Source organism: Moorena sp. SIO1F2 (assembly GCF_010672755.1).
Lineage (GTDB): Bacteria > Cyanobacteriota > Cyanobacteriia > Cyanobacteriales > Coleofasciculaceae > Moorena.
Genome location: NZ_JAAHFV010000155.1, coordinates 1 through 14,387 on the forward strand (window position 1 = coordinate 1; position 14,387 = coordinate 14,387).

A 14,387-nucleotide genomic window follows, 5' to 3' on the forward strand; every position below is an offset into this window, starting at 1 on the left:
TCGATTCCGCACCGCCTACCGCAACTACCTCTCCCCCACCAGCGGTATCGAAGGGGTTCGCTTCGCCCCGTTCACCATCCTGGCCGCAGAGGGCGAGACCACCGCCCGCCGAGCCAATCGCTGGCACCTCGCCGAGTGTGATCGGCTGGCGGAAGCGTCCGACTTCATCGCCACCACCGAGCGTCGGATTCTTGACCCTGCGGACGAGACCGCGGTGGCCGAGGCCACCCGATGGTGGACCACGATGACCGAGGGCGGCGGTGAGGGCATGGTGGTCAAGCCCATGTACCCGGTCGCCGGTGACGGTGACGCCGGTCATGACGCCAATGCCGACGCAGGTACTGGAAGGCGTCGGGCGATCCAGCCCGGAATCAAATGCCTATTCTACCTTCTACCTTCTACCTTCTACCTTCTACATTCTACCTTCTACCTTCTACCTTCTACATTCTACATTCTACCTTCTACATTCTACATTCTACATTCTACATTCTACATTCTTAATTCTGCATTCTGCATTCTTCATTCTGCATTCTTCATTCTTCATTCTGACAGACAACCTTAAACCCAAAAAACCTTAAAATAACTACCGCTTACCTCGTAAATTTATCACCTCCTTATGTACACTCATACCAATCTGAAGAGACTGATTAAGTAAGCGACCATATTCACCAGTTTCGTCACTCAGCTCAAAAGCCATCAAAGTAGCCAAATTATCATCAAGATTGCTTAAAACTACCTGACGGCTGTCAATTAAATTATTATGACTTCTGATTAAATTTTCCACTTGTAAAGCATTCACTAAACTTTGTTTAGTAATAGCTAGAGATTCAATAACTTTTCTCCGGCTTTCAGAGTGCTTGAACTCAGTAATTGAGCCCTCAATTGCCTCTATTCGTTCAGCTAAATCAATCGCTTTAATCACACCATTATAGTTATCAACCTGATCCATTAACCTAACCAAAGACTTAATTCGCTTTCCTTGTTTATAAAGATATACATTACCAATCACTATCCCTGAAACAAACAATCCCACCAGTATAGTAAATAGCCCAGTTATCCCAGCCTGGTCTTCAGGCAAATTGCCTGAATTTTTCATAAAAATCAGGATTGGAGGCAAAAATAAAATTAAACTCAGACCCAATATAAATATCTCAGTTAACAGAATCGATAACATATTCTTAGGCTTCTTAAATATAAACCCCCGACAAAAATCAATAGCCACCAGCTTAGCAAAATTCAGATCTACCAGGTTTCTGATATCCTCTGACGTAATCTCTAAATTACCTAAATTTGATGACATATCATCTCGCTCCTGTTAACCATTTTATGATATCTTGTACCAATCCCAATCATCCACCAATAGTTAAAACCACACTGCGAATAAATCAAGTATTATTAACAGCATCTCACCCAAACAATCCCATCCGTTATCGATATACAGCGTTTTTAATAACTATGAGGTGCGCTTTCCGCATCTAATTATTAAATTCGCCACGAGTCGCACCTGAGATACACATAATTTTTCCCTGTTCCCTATTCCCTATTCCCTATTCCCTATTCCCTGCTCCCTATTCCCTGCTCCCTGCTCCCTAAAAGCCATAAATTTGTACCTGACCGACTTGAAAACTGCTGTAATAAATAGCGCTGCGCGCAGCGCTATACCTGCCACAAGTGTGGCTTCAAAATAGCAAATCAATAGTAAGCCTTAACCCCAACCCAGCATTCTACCAATTAACTGCAACACATGCATATAAAAATTACTCTCTAGCTCGCGAAATAGGGCAAAAGGTTCCCCAGGAGCTCCGAAGAATGGTCTGAGGGTCCATCCCAATTGGCTACCAACAAATCCATAGAGCACTAACCAAGCTTTAAGAATCCTAGTGCGATATTTGTTTTCTTCAGCTTCTTGCTCAGTGATCAATCCCATGCATTGGTAAAACACATTGACACCAATTAACCCAGTGATGCCAAATATTACTATATTTAAGAGCTGAAAAAATGTATAATCATCAATCGAGAGACGGAAAAAGAGAGTGATAGGAGCAAAGCCAAATAGCATCACACTAATCACAGATGTCGCCGCCAAAAGCAAAGCTAGGTACTGCCCAAAACTACGTTTAGAGCCTGAGCTAATCTCAAAAAAATATAAAGTCGGTAAACAAATCAACAGCGTTAAAAGGTATAGCGCCGGTAATTTGATAGCTGAAGAGATAATCTGGAGGGGGCCACTAAACGAGCCGATAATTGCACCATAAATCCCAAAAAATGCCGAGCTAGCAATCAATAAAGAGATAATCTTGATATCAATCCTAATCCCTTGGTCAACCTCCTTCAGGAATCTTTGGCGATCGCGCAAAAACTCCATAAGCACAGTAAAGTGGTTCATGACCTACTCCTAATTAAAATTTAAAGCTACAAGATACAGCCACCTAACACGTTCAGCCACCTAGGATAAAATCTAGTAATATAGCACTAATTTTTACTAGCATTAGTGCTTACCACAATAATCGATGGATTTACCATTGCCCATGCCAAATTGCCATTGGCAACTAACTCACTGTTATATATATAATTACTTCACGGGATTTGACCTCCTTTCCGTAAAATAAACTGCTAATTAACATGGGATGACCCCATAGGAATCATCAGATTTGGGTCATATACAACTGATTTTGATAACTCAAGGTATCAGCAAATGATTTCCGTTACAATCCTCACTTGCTGCCATACAACAACCCATAACGAATCAACCCCCGGCGATACCCTCGACTCATCAACCCCATCGACAGTGCCGCTTCCACAATTTTCCAATTACTTTTAAGCAACCCTAAAATCGCTTTCGGCTCAAAAGCAGAATCAATCACAATATCCCAAAACGGTTCAACCGCATCTGACCAATCCGCCGTCCGAATAGTTTGGAAATTCAAATTGCCAGCAATTTCCTCATACTCCTGCAACGAAATCACATAAGGCAAACAATAAACCCGATAAATTTCAGCCAAATGCTGCTGTTCATCTGTTGTCAATTGTCCCGTCGCCAAGGTGATCGGACGGTGACACCAAGTTGCCATTAAAAACCTTCCCCCAGGTTTAAGCACCCGATAACATTCTTGAAGAAACTGTTGCTTGTCCGGCATATGTTCTCCACTCTCCATCGACCAGACAAAATCAAACGTTTCATCAGCAAAAGGCATATCCAAAGCATTAGCAACCTGAAACTGAACCCGTGTCGCCAACCCAGCCTCTTGCGCTCGTTGAGTTCCTCGTGATGCTTGAACTGGACTTAACGTAATGCCAGTAACATTTGCTTCAAACTGTTGCGCTAAATAAAGTGAACTGCCACCAATCCCACAACCGACATCCAAAATAGTACTAGCTTGCTCCACTTCAGCCCAACAGAGCAATTCATCAATCAAGTCAATTTGTGCCTGATATCGGTTTTTCCTCTCAGTACCCGCCCAGCCATAATAGCCATGGTGCATATGTTCACCCCAAACTGCTTCCCACAAGCCAGAAGAGGCATCATAAAATTCCTGAATCTGTTTTTCAAGACTCAATTTTTCAAGACTTAATGTCATATCATGTCCACAAGCATCGTTCCGTATCACCAACTATAGCGGTTCTCACTTCCATAAACCATACCCAATTCGACGGGGGCACGCGGTGGGCCGCTACTAAGGAAAAAGGGTCTTGACAGATGGTAAATCACAAATGAACAATGACAAAGACAAAGGACAAAGACAAATCACAAATGACCAATGACTATTCCCCGAACCATTTGCCTTGGATTCCTTTCCGTAATTGCCATCGGAACTGTTTTGCTAATGATGCCATTTGCTGCTAGTGATGGCACATGGACTAACCCCATGGTGGCACTATTCACCTCAACCTCTGCTGTCTGTGTTACTGGTCTAGTGGTTGTCGATACTGGCTCCTATTTTTCCTTCTGGGGACAGTTGATTGTGCTTGCCCTCTTCCAAATTGGCGGTTTGGGCTATATGACCACCACCACATTTCTCATTTTAATACTGGGGCGCAAGTTCAAATTGAAGCAGAAAATCGCCATTCAACAAGCCTTAGATCGACAAGGTTTACAAGACAGTGCAGCATTAATTCGTTCTATCATTGCCACAGCAATAATTTTTGAAATCACAGGGATTTTTCTACTTTTACTAGTGTTTATTCCCGATTATGGATTATACCAGGGACTCTGGTTAGCCATTTTTCATAGCATCAGTGCTTGGAATAATGCTGGATTTAGTCTTTTTCCAGACAGTTTAACAAGTTATCAGTCATCTCTTCTACTGAACCTAGTGATCACAGCTCTAATTATCTGCGGTGGCATTGGTCAACAGGTAATTTTTGAGTTTTATCTTTGGTTGCGCGATCGCATGCTCCGACGACGTAAGTCTCTGGAATTTTCCCTTAATTTTAAAGTAGTTACTAGCACTACTATCTTTTTGTTGATAGTGGGAGCAATCGCATTTTTATTCATCGAATTTAATAATTATAACACTCTAGGACCTTCAACATTATCAGACAAATTTATCAAAGCCTGGTTTCAGTCAGTGACCACCAGAACCGCAGGCTTTAACACCATTGATCTTGGTAAAATGACCACAGCCGGGTTATTTATTACCATTGCAATGATGTTTTTTGGAGCCAGTCCAGGAGGAACAGGTGGTGGCATCAAGACTACAACAGTAAGAATTTTAGTTAGTTCTACCAAAGCAATTTTACAAGGCAAAGAAGAGGTTTATCTATATAAGCGTCAGGTGCCAATTGAGCTAATTCTAAAAGCCATTGGAGTCTTAGTCGGATCATTCGCTACAGTAATTCTCTCAACACTTTTAATTTCCCTAGCTGAGCCAAATATGGATTTTATTGAGATTTTATTTGAAGTTGTCTCAGCCTTTGCTACTGTCGGTCTTTCCACAGGGATTACCCCAGACGTTTCTACCTTGGCAAAGCTAGTGTTAATTGGAACGATGTACATTGGCAGGGTTGGAGTTTTGTTGCTCATGGCATCCCTACTAGGAGAACCCCGTCCCAGCGCAGTTCAGTATCCAGAAGAAAACTTACTTGTGGGATAATCCTAGGTAAAAGGTATACTGGCTTGGTAATGGCAAATTTCCAATGGCAATTAACACTTAAAAATCAACAAGTAACAAGTAATAAAAACTTACTATAGCAGTTATCAAAGGAGGCCGAAGTGAATCTATCATTTTTAACGTTTTTGCGTAACCTACCCAAAGAAAATAAACAGTTTGCCGTTATTGGACTAGGGCGTTTTGGTCGAGCTGTCTGTTCCACACTATACCAACTTGGCTATGAGGTTCTGGGTACTGATATTGATGAAAAACTAGTTTGCCAAGTGTTAACCGAAAAAATAGCTTCCCATGCTGTGCAGCTCGATTCAAAAGAACCATTAGCATTGAAAGAAGCCGGGATTTTAGAATTTGACACAGTAATTATTGCCATCGGTAACTATTTACAAGAAAGCATTATCACCACCCTCAACTTAAAAGAAGCAGGAGTTCCTTACGTCATTGCTAAAGCTTCCTCAGAAGTTCATGGCAAGCTGTTAAAACGGGTAGGAGCCGATCATGTAGTTTTTCCTGAGAATGACGCAGGTTGTGCTTTAGCACGCTCCCTCACCAAACCATCCATTTTGGAATGGTTTGACCTAGACTCTAAGCACAGTATTGTCGAGGTCAGAGTGCCAGAAAAATTTGATGGCAAAACCATTTTGGAACTGGAATTGCGCAAGCGCTATGGCTTGACTGTCCTGGCTATTAAGGGAGATGCTGAATTTGAGATTAACCCTGACCCTAATCAACCTCTGTACAAAGATATGCTTATGGTTATTATTGGCTCCAACCCTGATATTGACCGCTTACCCATTTAAAGCTTAGGAATCCCTCTGTCTGGTTCAGACTTTTCCGGTTCCATATGTTCAGTTTCAGTGGACTCTACCTTAGGAGTTTCGTGACTACTCCCACATCAAATCAAAGATTATGATGTGGGCTTCTCAGATTCACAAATGAGACTTGCTGCTCCACGGCATCTTGTGCCGATTTACCACAGCCATTGAGCGGCAGTCCAACCGCCAATAATCCACGATTTAAAATATTGATGCCACTGTTCCAGTCTCTGTCAATTTTTACGTTACAACTGGAACAACAATGAACACGTTCGCGCAGCGTCGGCTTCGCCGAATCACTTAGACTTTTCTCAACTAATGAGCCACAATTAAAGCACTCAATACTCGTTCCACGTGGGTTAACTTCCTGAACTAACAAGCCGCGTTTTACCGCCACTACTTGTAATATTTCCAAGAATGCTCCCCAGGCTGCATCGTGTATTGATTTCGCTAACTTAGTTCGAGCGAGTCCTTTGATGTTTAAATTTTCGTGAGCAATTAGGTCGTATTTACTACATAGCCAATGAGCAACCTGATAATGAAATTCCTTCCGGCAACGGGTTAAGTGAAGGTGCAACAAAGCTACTTTATGCTTTGATTTTTTCCAATTCTTAGAACCCTTGACGCGGCGCGACATTACTTTTTGAGCCTGAGCAAGTTTATCCTGAGCTTTCCTGTAAAACTGCGGAATAGGTATTGCCTCTCCGTCAGATGTGGTCAAAAATTTCTCTAGGCCAACGTCAATACCAACGGCAGACTTAACTGAATCTATGGATAGTAGTTCAGGTACAGTGTCGTCTTTCATTGCAAGACAGCAGTACCAACCATCAGCCTTCTTGACAATGGTGCATTGCTTAAGGACAAAACCCACGCCCTTCGGGCAAGCTTCGCTAACAGGCAATGGTCGATGCATTACAACAGGCATTGACCCGATTCGACTTAACTTTAAAACACCATCAACCAAGTGTGCCCCAGCCTTAGAATTATTGACCCTAGGGAATACAAACGATCTAAGTTCTCCAGCTTTTTTAAAGCGAGGTCTACCCCCACGTTTACCACTTGCGTCAGGTCTTCTCCATCTTTTCCAGGCTTTGTTTAACCTTTGCAGATTAACTTGTTGAGTCTCTGCATAAATTTTTTTATATTCAGGAAACAGTCGTTTTGTCTCCTTGAGGGCTGTTTGTTGAGTGTAGTAATTTACCTCTTCTGGAATCTCACCGATCGGCTCACTTACCAGACTACACCTATCAATCGGGGAACGAGTCCGATTGAGCCAATCAAGCCTTTGTCCTAATGCATAGTTCCAGTGGCGTCGAAGCAATTCGAGCCACCGTTCCATGGTGACAATTTGTTCAGGACTTGGCTTGATTCGGTAGCAGTAAGTGAGTATCATAGTAGTATTGTAGCATTTATCGTATAGTTATGAAAGGTAATTATACAAAAGAAAACAGGTCTGTTTATCGTCTTACTATTACAATGTCTACAGTAAGACGATAAACAGACGTCAAGTTAGATCAGAACAAATTTTGATGTGGCCTACGGCCTCCGCTGCGCGAAAAGGCGCGCAGCAAATCTGCTCGGACACTTGTGTTAAGTGGGAATGCCACCTGATAGAGTTGAACGGAGAAAGTGACCACCTCCATCTGCTCGTGGATCTCAATCCTAAAGTAGCTCCGGTTAAGTTAATAGCAAATATCAAAACTGTAACCAGTAGATTGATTCGTTCCTGATTTTCTGAATACAAAAGGGCAGTTTTATGGCGATAAAAAGGTTTTCACCGACAGGTTCTTATTTTGTAGCTTCTTGTGGCGGTGTGACAATTGAGCAGTTAAAGAGTTATGTCCTTGCGCCAAAATACCCTGTCAGGTAATTCCCAAGGGGCTGTGTGCGGAACCTGCGTCCGCACTTTATACGCCCCGTCTCCCGCTAACCCTCAGGGTATAACGGGAGACCCCTTACCTGTTTAGGTTGGGATTCTACCTCCAGAATTTCAGGAGACTTCATCTGTGGAATTTCAGGAGAGTCTACCTCAGGAGTTTCTTGAGTATCAACCAACTTGTCTTGTGCTTCTAGCTGCTTGATGTACTCATCAACCTCTGTCACCTTTTCCTCATTACCAGCAAAGGCGAATAACTCTCTAGCTTTGACCAAAGAAGAGAGAGCTTCCTCTCGCTGTTGAGACTTTTCTAAAACTACACCCAAGTTGTAATGACCTTCTGCTAATGCCGGAGACAGGCTAAGAGCTTGCTGATATTCAGCCATGGCTTCCTCATACTGTTCTTGCTGTTGTAGAGCAACACCAAGGTTGTAGTGGGTCAAGGCGTGGTAAGGATCCAGTTGCACAGCTAATTTGAGTGTGGTTACTGCTTCGGCGTATTCACCATTGGCTGTCAGTGCTGCCCCTAGCTGTCGGTAAGCATCCACATTTTCCGGTTCCAGTTCCGTCACCAAGCGAAACCGAGTAATCGCTTCCGCCAACTCCCCTTTCTCAAACAAAATTACCGCTAATTGATACTGAGCCGGAGCCAAGTTCGGGTCAACCTTAACTGCTTCCCTAAAGGATTCCTCTGCCGCTGACTTTTCCCCTTGCTCCACCAGTAATAGTCCCAACTGGTAGTGTGCTTTCTGCAATTTAGGTTGAGTGCGAACTGCTTGTCTGAGTGCAGTAGTTGCTGGTCCAATCTGGTCTTGCTCGACTAAAATCAGTCCCATGTTATAGTAGGCTTTGCCATAATCTGGGTCTAGGCGAATGGTGGCTTGGTAGTGTTCGATCGCCTCTTCTTGATTACCCTGAGATTCCAGGGCTAACCCTAAGTTATAGTAAATATCTGCTGATTCAGGGTTGAAAGACAACGCCTGTCGATAAGCAGCGATCGCACTATCGGGTGCCCCTTCCTTGTAAAAAGCAATGCCTAAGTTGTAATAAGCTTGTGACAAGGTTGGGTCAAGGGCAATAGCAATTTGGTATTGTTCCAATGCCAGCTGGTTCTTACCCTGCTGCAAAAACGTATTCGCCAACAAATAACGTCCCATGGCCATATAGGGGTCAAACTCAAGGGCTTTACGAAAAGCGCGCTCTGCCCCAGGAAAGTCCCGACGTCCGTACAGTTTCACGCCAACTTGAAAGTATGAAGCCGCATCCAGGTTATTGGAGTATGGACCTTCCATCAACTGCTTGGTTCCTTTATACTCAGGAATCTCTTTACCTTGAGCTTGACCAACACTTGTCAAACCAAAACTGATGATAGTGGCAGCTAGCAGCGGTATCGTTCTCATTCACCCTTTTCCTATATGCTGAGACATTTTTGGTATACTACAGGATAATATTTTTTTACTAGAATAATTCGCCGCTTATCAAGCCCATCCCCACAGGAAATGACCCTAGCTGCTGCTCCGATATGCGATCGCAAAGATCAAGCCCTATCCTTAGTCGATTCAGTCATTGCCCAATCCCAGGCAGAAGGGGTATTCGTCAGTCTCAGCCTTGGTGACGAATTTCTTAGCCGCTTCTCGGAAAATCAGATTACCCAGAATATCAGCCGCCAACGCTGCCAACTTACCATTACCAGTTATTTCGGTAAGCGTTGTGCCTCTGCTACCACAACAGAACTAGACCCAGAGGCAATAGCCCAAACTATCCAACGTTCAGAACAACTGGCTCGCATTGCCCCAGAAGATCCTGAATGGGTACCCCTACTGGAAGCCCAGGATTATGAGCAACGCACCCCAGCCTTCGATCAAGCCACTGCTACCCTTTCCCCCTTGGAACGGGGAGAAATGGTCAAGGGAGTATGTACCTTAACTGCTAAGGCAGGAGTCGAAGGGTCTGGTAAGCTTAGTACTCAAGCCTTTTTACGAGTTGTGGGCAACTCCCAAGGGTTACGAGCGTTAGACCAAGGTACAGAGGCAGATTGTAGCGTTACAGCCCGTATAGACGATGGTTCGAGTTGGAGTCAAAGCACTGCCTTTGCCGTAGAGCAGTTACCGATTTTAGAGAAGTCATCGATAACAGCTCTAATTGAACGAGCTAAAGCCTCACGTCACCCCCGTAAGGTGAATCCAGGTACCTACCCAGTTATATTTGATGGTGCTGCCTTTGCGGAATTACTGTCTTGGGTAATCTGGAATATGGATGCTCGGGCAGCCGATGAAGGACGCTCCTTTATGTCCCATAGTGATCAAACCGGTAAGCCCACTGGTAACCGCTTGGGTCAGCCAATGTTTAGCCCTATAGTGCAGGTACAACGCGACCCTGCTCATCCCCTACTCCAATTAGGCACTTGCTTTCGGGATGGATTGAGTAATCGCTATACCGAGGTGATTAAGGACGGTATTCCCCAAATCCTTTACTATAGCCGCTATTGGGCAGCTCAGAAAGGCAAAGATCCCACCGGACTATTGTTTCCCATTGTCATGTCCGGTTCTAGCCAAAGTCTAGCTGACCTGATTGCCCAGACAGAGCGAGGTATTTTGGTAAATCGTGCTTGGTATGTGCGCTATGTTAATCCCAAAACCCTAGAGGTCACAGGTATGACCCGTGACGGCACATTCTGGATTGAAGACGGTCAGATTGCCTACCCGATTAAAAACCTGCGCTTTAACCAAAGCCTGCCTCAAATGTTAAAAGAAATCGATGCCCTAAGCCAAGTACAGCGCTACGGTAACATCGTAGTTCCAGGAGTTCGGGTCAAGGCATTTAACTTTGATAGTATCACTGACAGCATTTGAGGCAAATCATGAATGATGAAATATGAAGAATTAAAGAAGAAAGCTGTCATGTGAAATGTGAAAGCTCAAATGTGAAAGCTCAAATGTGAAAGCTCAAATGTGAAAACTTTACCTTTTACCTTTTGCCTTCACTTAACCCATTACTCATTACCCATTTAGCCCTTAGGTGTTTCTGCTTTGGGGTCATTTACTACAGCAGGGCAACGGATGGTAAAGGTAGAGCCAACACCAATTTGGCTTTCCACCATAATTTGACAACCCATCATGTCGCAGAAGCGTTGGCTGATGGAAAGACCTAAACCCGTTCCACCATACTTTTTGGTGGTTGAATTATCTGCCTGGGTAAATGGTTGAAATACTTTGTTAAGCTGTTCTGGAGTCATACCAATGCCAGTATCAGCTACCGAGAAGATCAACCAATCATCAGATTCGAGATTTGCTAAGGTATTGTGGGAAGTAGGGATATCGATTGTGGTGTAGGAAGCACTTGAGGATCTCGAATAAGGTTGGGATAACTCCAAAATGAGTTCGTTCTTGCCATTCCTATGGTTACTTCCTTCACGCTTAATGCTAAAAGTAATCGTGCCTGTCTCAGTGAATTTGGCAGCATTACTTAGCAAGTTTAACAGAACCTGCTTGAGCTTAGTCCGGTCAGCCACCATTGTCCCGAGAGAGTCAGCACTGCTGATCTTTAGACTATTGTTCTTTTTCTGCATCAGTGGCTTAGCAAGGCTTTCCAATTCCACTATCAGGGTGGTAACATCAAAGCTCTCTAAGTAGAGGTTCATCTTGCCTGCTTCAATCTTTGAAATGTCTAGAACATCACTGATCAGTGTGAGCAGGTGCGTACCAGAGTTCCAAATCTCCTTTAAGTCAGAGACGAACTCGTCATAGCCTAACTCCTCGGCATCTTCCCAAAGCAACTGACTTAAGCCCAGAATACCGTTCAGGGGTGTCCGTAGCTCATGGCTCATACTAGCCATAAACGCACTCTTGGCATGGTTGGCTTCTTCAGCCGCTTCTTTTGCCTGTTGCAACTCAATCTGAGCCAACTTGTTATCCGTAATATCCCGGACAATGGTCAGCACTTCTTTATCTCCACTGACCACAATCCGTGCTTCAAAATGGCGGCGTTGGCCATTAATAAACCTCTCATGTTCAAAGATTTGGATCTCCCCAGTTTCCAAAGCTTGCTGAACATTGCTGATATAAAGTTGAGCTATCCCTTGTGGTAATACATTATACACCGTTTTACCCAAGACTTGATCTCCAAACCCAAAAGAGCTATGATTCCTTGCCGCTTTATAATCTAGAAATGTACCATCGTGACTAAAGTGCAACATTAAATCCGGGATAGCATTGAGCAAGGCTCGATTTTTCCCTTCACTTTGGCGCAGAGCTTCAGCTCGCTGTTCCAAATTTTCAATGACTTTTCGCAGCCGGGAAGTCATCCGGTTGAAGGAATCTGCCAACATCGCTAGCTCATCCTTGGTGTGAACAGTAATCTTCTGGTTCAAGTCCCCAGCAGCCAAACGCTTGGTTGCAGCAGTCATCTGTTGCAATGGTTCAGTGATTGACCGACTCAGCAGCAGTGCCAACAGGGTACCGGCAGCCGCTGCGGTTACTGCCACCACTAGACCTTGATTACGTACCGCAGCAATTTTATTATTCAGGGGAGCTGTAGACAGTCCGACACTAATCGCTCCCACTGTCTGATTCCCGAGAATCACTGCTTTCCCAACAGTAAGTTGGTCAGCATCCCACTCAACATATATCTTATCAGGTTTTAGCCTTAGCAGCTCCTGGCCAACAGAGTTACTCTCGAGACTATACACCTGACCGTCTACCGAATCGGCTTTGGCTACGATCCGTCCATCTTTTTGGTATATGAAACCCTCCTCCACTAACCCCTGATCCCCCAGCTGCTCCATGACCTGCTCCAAAGCATCAGCATCTGCAAGGTAGAGCGCATCAGCAGTCACTAAGATCAGAGTATTAAGCAATAGATTCGCCTGTTGCTTGAGTTCTTTACGAAAGGTTTGTTGCTCACGGTGCAGAGATAGCATGGTGACACTAGCCACTGCCACAATGACCAAGCTAGTCATAGTCATTGTCAGTTTAGTGGCTAATGGCCATTGTCTCCAGCTAAATCTGCCCATGCAATTTACCGATTCTCAACAATGTTGTATAATTGTTGCATCCTTTCCAACCCCTGTAGAGTTGGGAATTCATCAAACTTAGCAGTCTTCTGGAACTTAGTCAGCACTTCTTTGCCCTTGGGGTCGTTATGCATGGTAGTCAGAATACTCTTGAGCTGAGCCATTAACTCAGGATCCATATTGCCTGGAACCATCACGACTTGCCTAGGCACCTTGTCCGTCTCAGCCAAAATAGTCATGGCGTCCCGGACATCCTCCGGGACTTGCTCGAAAGTCTGGTTATCCACTGCACCAGCGTCTGCCTTTGAGCTAATCACCCATTGGATAGTATTTTCATCATCATCACTGAAGATATACCCCACCTCATTAGCTGCAACTACATCACTGGCTGATCCCTTTTCATTAGGCTTCAAACCTGCTTCAATGAGAGCAGCCATAGGTAACATATAGCCAGAGGTCGATTGTCTATCATCAAACGCGACCTTCTTACCCTTGAGGTCAGCTAGGGATTTAATCCCTCGGTCTTTCATAGTAAAGATAATCGTGTGGTACTCAGCATCACCCCGTTTCCAGCGGCGCAAAATTGGTTGAGCACCAGACTCTTGATTAATCCTCATGGCTGGGTAGAGACTATCGAAGTATAGGTGTACCTCCCCTTCTTTGAGCCAGCTGATCATGGTAGGAAAATCGGAGGCAATTTTTACTTCGCCAGTGTTAATATCGAACTCACTCAACTTCTCAGCCAGGTAATTTGCCAGGGGCTGGAAGCGGCGGATCTTTTTGGCTGGATTCTTTGAAATATCACCTAATACAATCACCTTAGTGTCTTCAGAAATTGTCGATGGCTCTAAGCTAGGGTTTGATTGTTCGGCTGGTTGACTACAGCTCACTAAGGAAGTGAGCATACCAACGAGCAGAACTTTTCCTAACAGCTTGGTTAACATAGTGTCCTACTCTCAATTACAGTTAGAACCGATGTCTTCACAGGTAGATACTAGGATTAGCCATGTCAGGATGGCTACCTTAGCAAACTTAGCAAAGTTTTCAGTGAATCTACCTCAGAATAGCGATTTCCTGCAGGACAATCTACCTCAACACAAAAGCCCATAGGTAAATTCACTGATTCGGTTATCCCCTTGAACTGTAGATGCCTTACTAATTCCTTGGGTTAGGTGAAGATCAATACAGGAAAACTTAATCCTAGAACACCCTAGTGCAGTTGGGCTAGAGCGAGTTACATGCTTACAGGGAATGACACGCTCGCCTGATGGACAAAGGTAAAAGGTATTCCTATTACCCCAAGCCCTTTTCCTTGTCCTTTTGGTGAAGCCTCCGAAAAATCATCTCTTTGAGAGTACCTTAGTTTCACCAGTTTCACCTCCCCATAGACACCCTGTCCTAAAGCAGAACTTGCATAGCTCGAAGCTCCGGTTTCTTGAGAAGTCATAGATTACCTCCCGGTTAGACAATGACTCTTGAGCATCGGAGTAGATGCATTTAGTGTGGTAGAACCTAGGAGCTATTTTATATGGTATCACTTTATGTCGTGACCTAACATTATCTACTTACTAGCAATA

11 protein-coding genes and 2 pseudogenes are annotated in these 14,387 nt (G+C 44.1%); 5 read left to right on the forward strand and 8 right to left on the reverse strand.

The window, feature by feature from the left end:
• A pseudogene (locus tag F6J94_RS18490) lies at positions 1-562 on the forward strand (hypothetical protein); the annotation flags it as partial.
• Between the two features lie 21 nt (positions 563-583).
• On the opposite strand, the gene F6J94_RS18495 reads toward F6J94_RS18490, so the two are convergent.
• From F6J94_RS18495 to F6J94_RS18505, 3 genes are all read right to left on the reverse strand, one after another.
• On the reverse strand, positions 584-1,300 hold the full coding sequence (locus F6J94_RS18495; RefSeq protein WP_075897755.1) for a hypothetical protein: 717 nt from the start codon (positions 1,298-1,300) through the stop codon (positions 584-586).
• A 405-nt stretch (positions 1,301-1,705) separates the two neighbouring features.
• The gene (locus F6J94_RS18500; RefSeq protein ID WP_075897757.1) at positions 1,706-2,386 is read right to left on the reverse strand and encodes an actin-binding WH2 domain-containing protein; all 681 of its coding nucleotides are present in this window, start codon (positions 2,384-2,386) and stop codon (positions 1,706-1,708) included.
• Positions 2,387-2,714: 328 nt separating this feature from the next.
• Positions 2,715-3,578: a methyltransferase domain-containing protein gene (locus F6J94_RS18505; protein ID WP_293018860.1), complete on the reverse strand. Its 864-nt coding sequence runs from the start codon at positions 3,576-3,578 to the stop codon at positions 2,715-2,717.
• Between the two features lie 180 nt (positions 3,579-3,758).
• On the opposite strand from F6J94_RS18505, the gene F6J94_RS18510 reads away from it, so the two are divergent.
• Positions 3,759-5,093, forward strand: a complete 1,335-nt coding sequence (locus F6J94_RS18510; RefSeq protein ID WP_293043162.1) for a TrkH family potassium uptake protein — start codon at positions 3,759-3,761, stop codon at positions 5,091-5,093.
• 119 nt (positions 5,094-5,212) lie between these two features.
• Positions 5,213-5,908 (forward strand): TrkA family potassium uptake protein, encoded by a 696-nt coding sequence (locus tag F6J94_RS18515; RefSeq protein ID WP_293025826.1) that lies wholly within the window; start codon positions 5,213-5,215, stop codon positions 5,906-5,908.
• 100 nt (positions 5,909-6,008) lie between these two features.
• On the opposite strand, the gene F6J94_RS18520 is transcribed toward F6J94_RS18515, so the two are convergent.
• Positions 6,009-7,316 carry a transposase gene (locus tag F6J94_RS18520; RefSeq protein ID WP_293043164.1) on the reverse strand — a complete coding sequence of 436 codons (1,308 nt, stop codon included), beginning with the start codon at positions 7,314-7,316 and terminating at the stop codon, positions 6,009-6,011.
• Positions 7,317-7,446: 130 nt separating this feature from the next.
• On the opposite strand from F6J94_RS18520, the pseudogene tnpA reads away from it, so the two are divergent.
• Positions 7,447-7,793 (forward strand): annotated as a pseudogene (gene tnpA, locus F6J94_RS18525) (IS200/IS605 family transposase).
• Between the two features lie 56 nt (positions 7,794-7,849).
• Here tnpA and F6J94_RS18530 read toward each other — a convergent pair.
• Positions 7,850-9,199 (reverse strand): tetratricopeptide repeat protein, encoded by a 1,350-nt coding sequence (locus F6J94_RS18530; protein ID WP_293043166.1) that lies wholly within the window; start codon positions 9,197-9,199, stop codon positions 7,850-7,852.
• 99 nt (positions 9,200-9,298) lie between these two features.
• On the opposite strand from F6J94_RS18530, the gene F6J94_RS18535 reads away from it, so the two are divergent.
• Positions 9,299-10,651, forward strand: a complete 1,353-nt coding sequence (locus F6J94_RS18535; protein WP_293043168.1) for a TldD/PmbA family protein — start codon at positions 9,299-9,301, stop codon at positions 10,649-10,651.
• A 155-nt stretch (positions 10,652-10,806) separates the two neighbouring features.
• Here F6J94_RS18535 and F6J94_RS18540 read toward each other — a convergent pair whose 3' ends face one another.
• The 3 genes from F6J94_RS18540 to F6J94_RS18550 all read right to left on the reverse strand — a co-directional run bounded on the left by F6J94_RS18540 (position 10,807) and on the right by F6J94_RS18550 (position 14,257).
• Complete coding sequence (locus F6J94_RS18540; protein ID WP_293043171.1) at positions 10,807-12,756, reverse strand: ATP-binding protein; 1,950 nt, start codon at positions 12,754-12,756, stop codon at positions 10,807-10,809.
• A 59-nt stretch (positions 12,757-12,815) separates the two neighbouring features.
• Positions 12,816-13,754, reverse strand: a complete 939-nt coding sequence (locus tag F6J94_RS18545) for a phosphate/phosphite/phosphonate ABC transporter substrate-binding protein (protein WP_293043174.1) — start codon at positions 13,752-13,754, stop codon at positions 12,816-12,818.
• A gap of 290 nt (positions 13,755-14,044) precedes the next feature.
• On the reverse strand, positions 14,045-14,257 hold the full coding sequence (locus tag F6J94_RS18550) for a hypothetical protein (protein ID WP_293025816.1): 213 nt from the start codon (positions 14,255-14,257) through the stop codon (positions 14,045-14,047).
• Between the last annotated feature and the right edge of the window lie 130 nt (positions 14,258-14,387).

Coding starts and splice junctions, on each gene's coding strand:
- F6J94_RS18495 (WP_075897755.1), bottom strand. CDS start 1,300: ATGTCATCAAATTTAGGTAATTTAGAGATTACGTCAGAGGATATCAGA.
- F6J94_RS18500 (WP_075897757.1), bottom strand. CDS start 2,386: ATGAACCACTTTACTGTGCTTATGGAGTTTTTGCGCGATCGCCAAAGA.
- F6J94_RS18505 (WP_293018860.1), bottom strand. CDS start 3,578: ATGACATTAAGTCTTGAAAAATTGAGTCTTGAAAAACAGATTCAGGAA.
- F6J94_RS18510 (WP_293043162.1), top strand. CDS start 3,759: ATGACTATTCCCCGAACCATTTGCCTTGGATTCCTTTCCGTAATTGCC.
- F6J94_RS18520 (WP_293043164.1), bottom strand. CDS start 7,316: ATGATACTCACTTACTGCTACCGAATCAAGCCAAGTCCTGAACAAATT.
- F6J94_RS18530 (WP_293043166.1), bottom strand. CDS start 9,199: ATGAGAACGATACCGCTGCTAGCTGCCACTATCATCAGTTTTGGTTTG.
- F6J94_RS18535 (WP_293043168.1), top strand. CDS start 9,299: ATGACCCTAGCTGCTGCTCCGATATGCGATCGCAAAGATCAAGCCCTA.
- F6J94_RS18540 (WP_293043171.1), bottom strand. CDS start 12,756: ATGACTAGCTTGGTCATTGTGGCAGTGGCTAGTGTCACCATGCTATCT.
- F6J94_RS18545 (WP_293043174.1), bottom strand. CDS start 13,754: ATGTTAACCAAGCTGTTAGGAAAAGTTCTGCTCGTTGGTATGCTCACT.
- F6J94_RS18550 (WP_293025816.1), bottom strand. CDS start 14,257: ATGACTTCTCAAGAAACCGGAGCTTCGAGCTATGCAAGTTCTGCTTTA.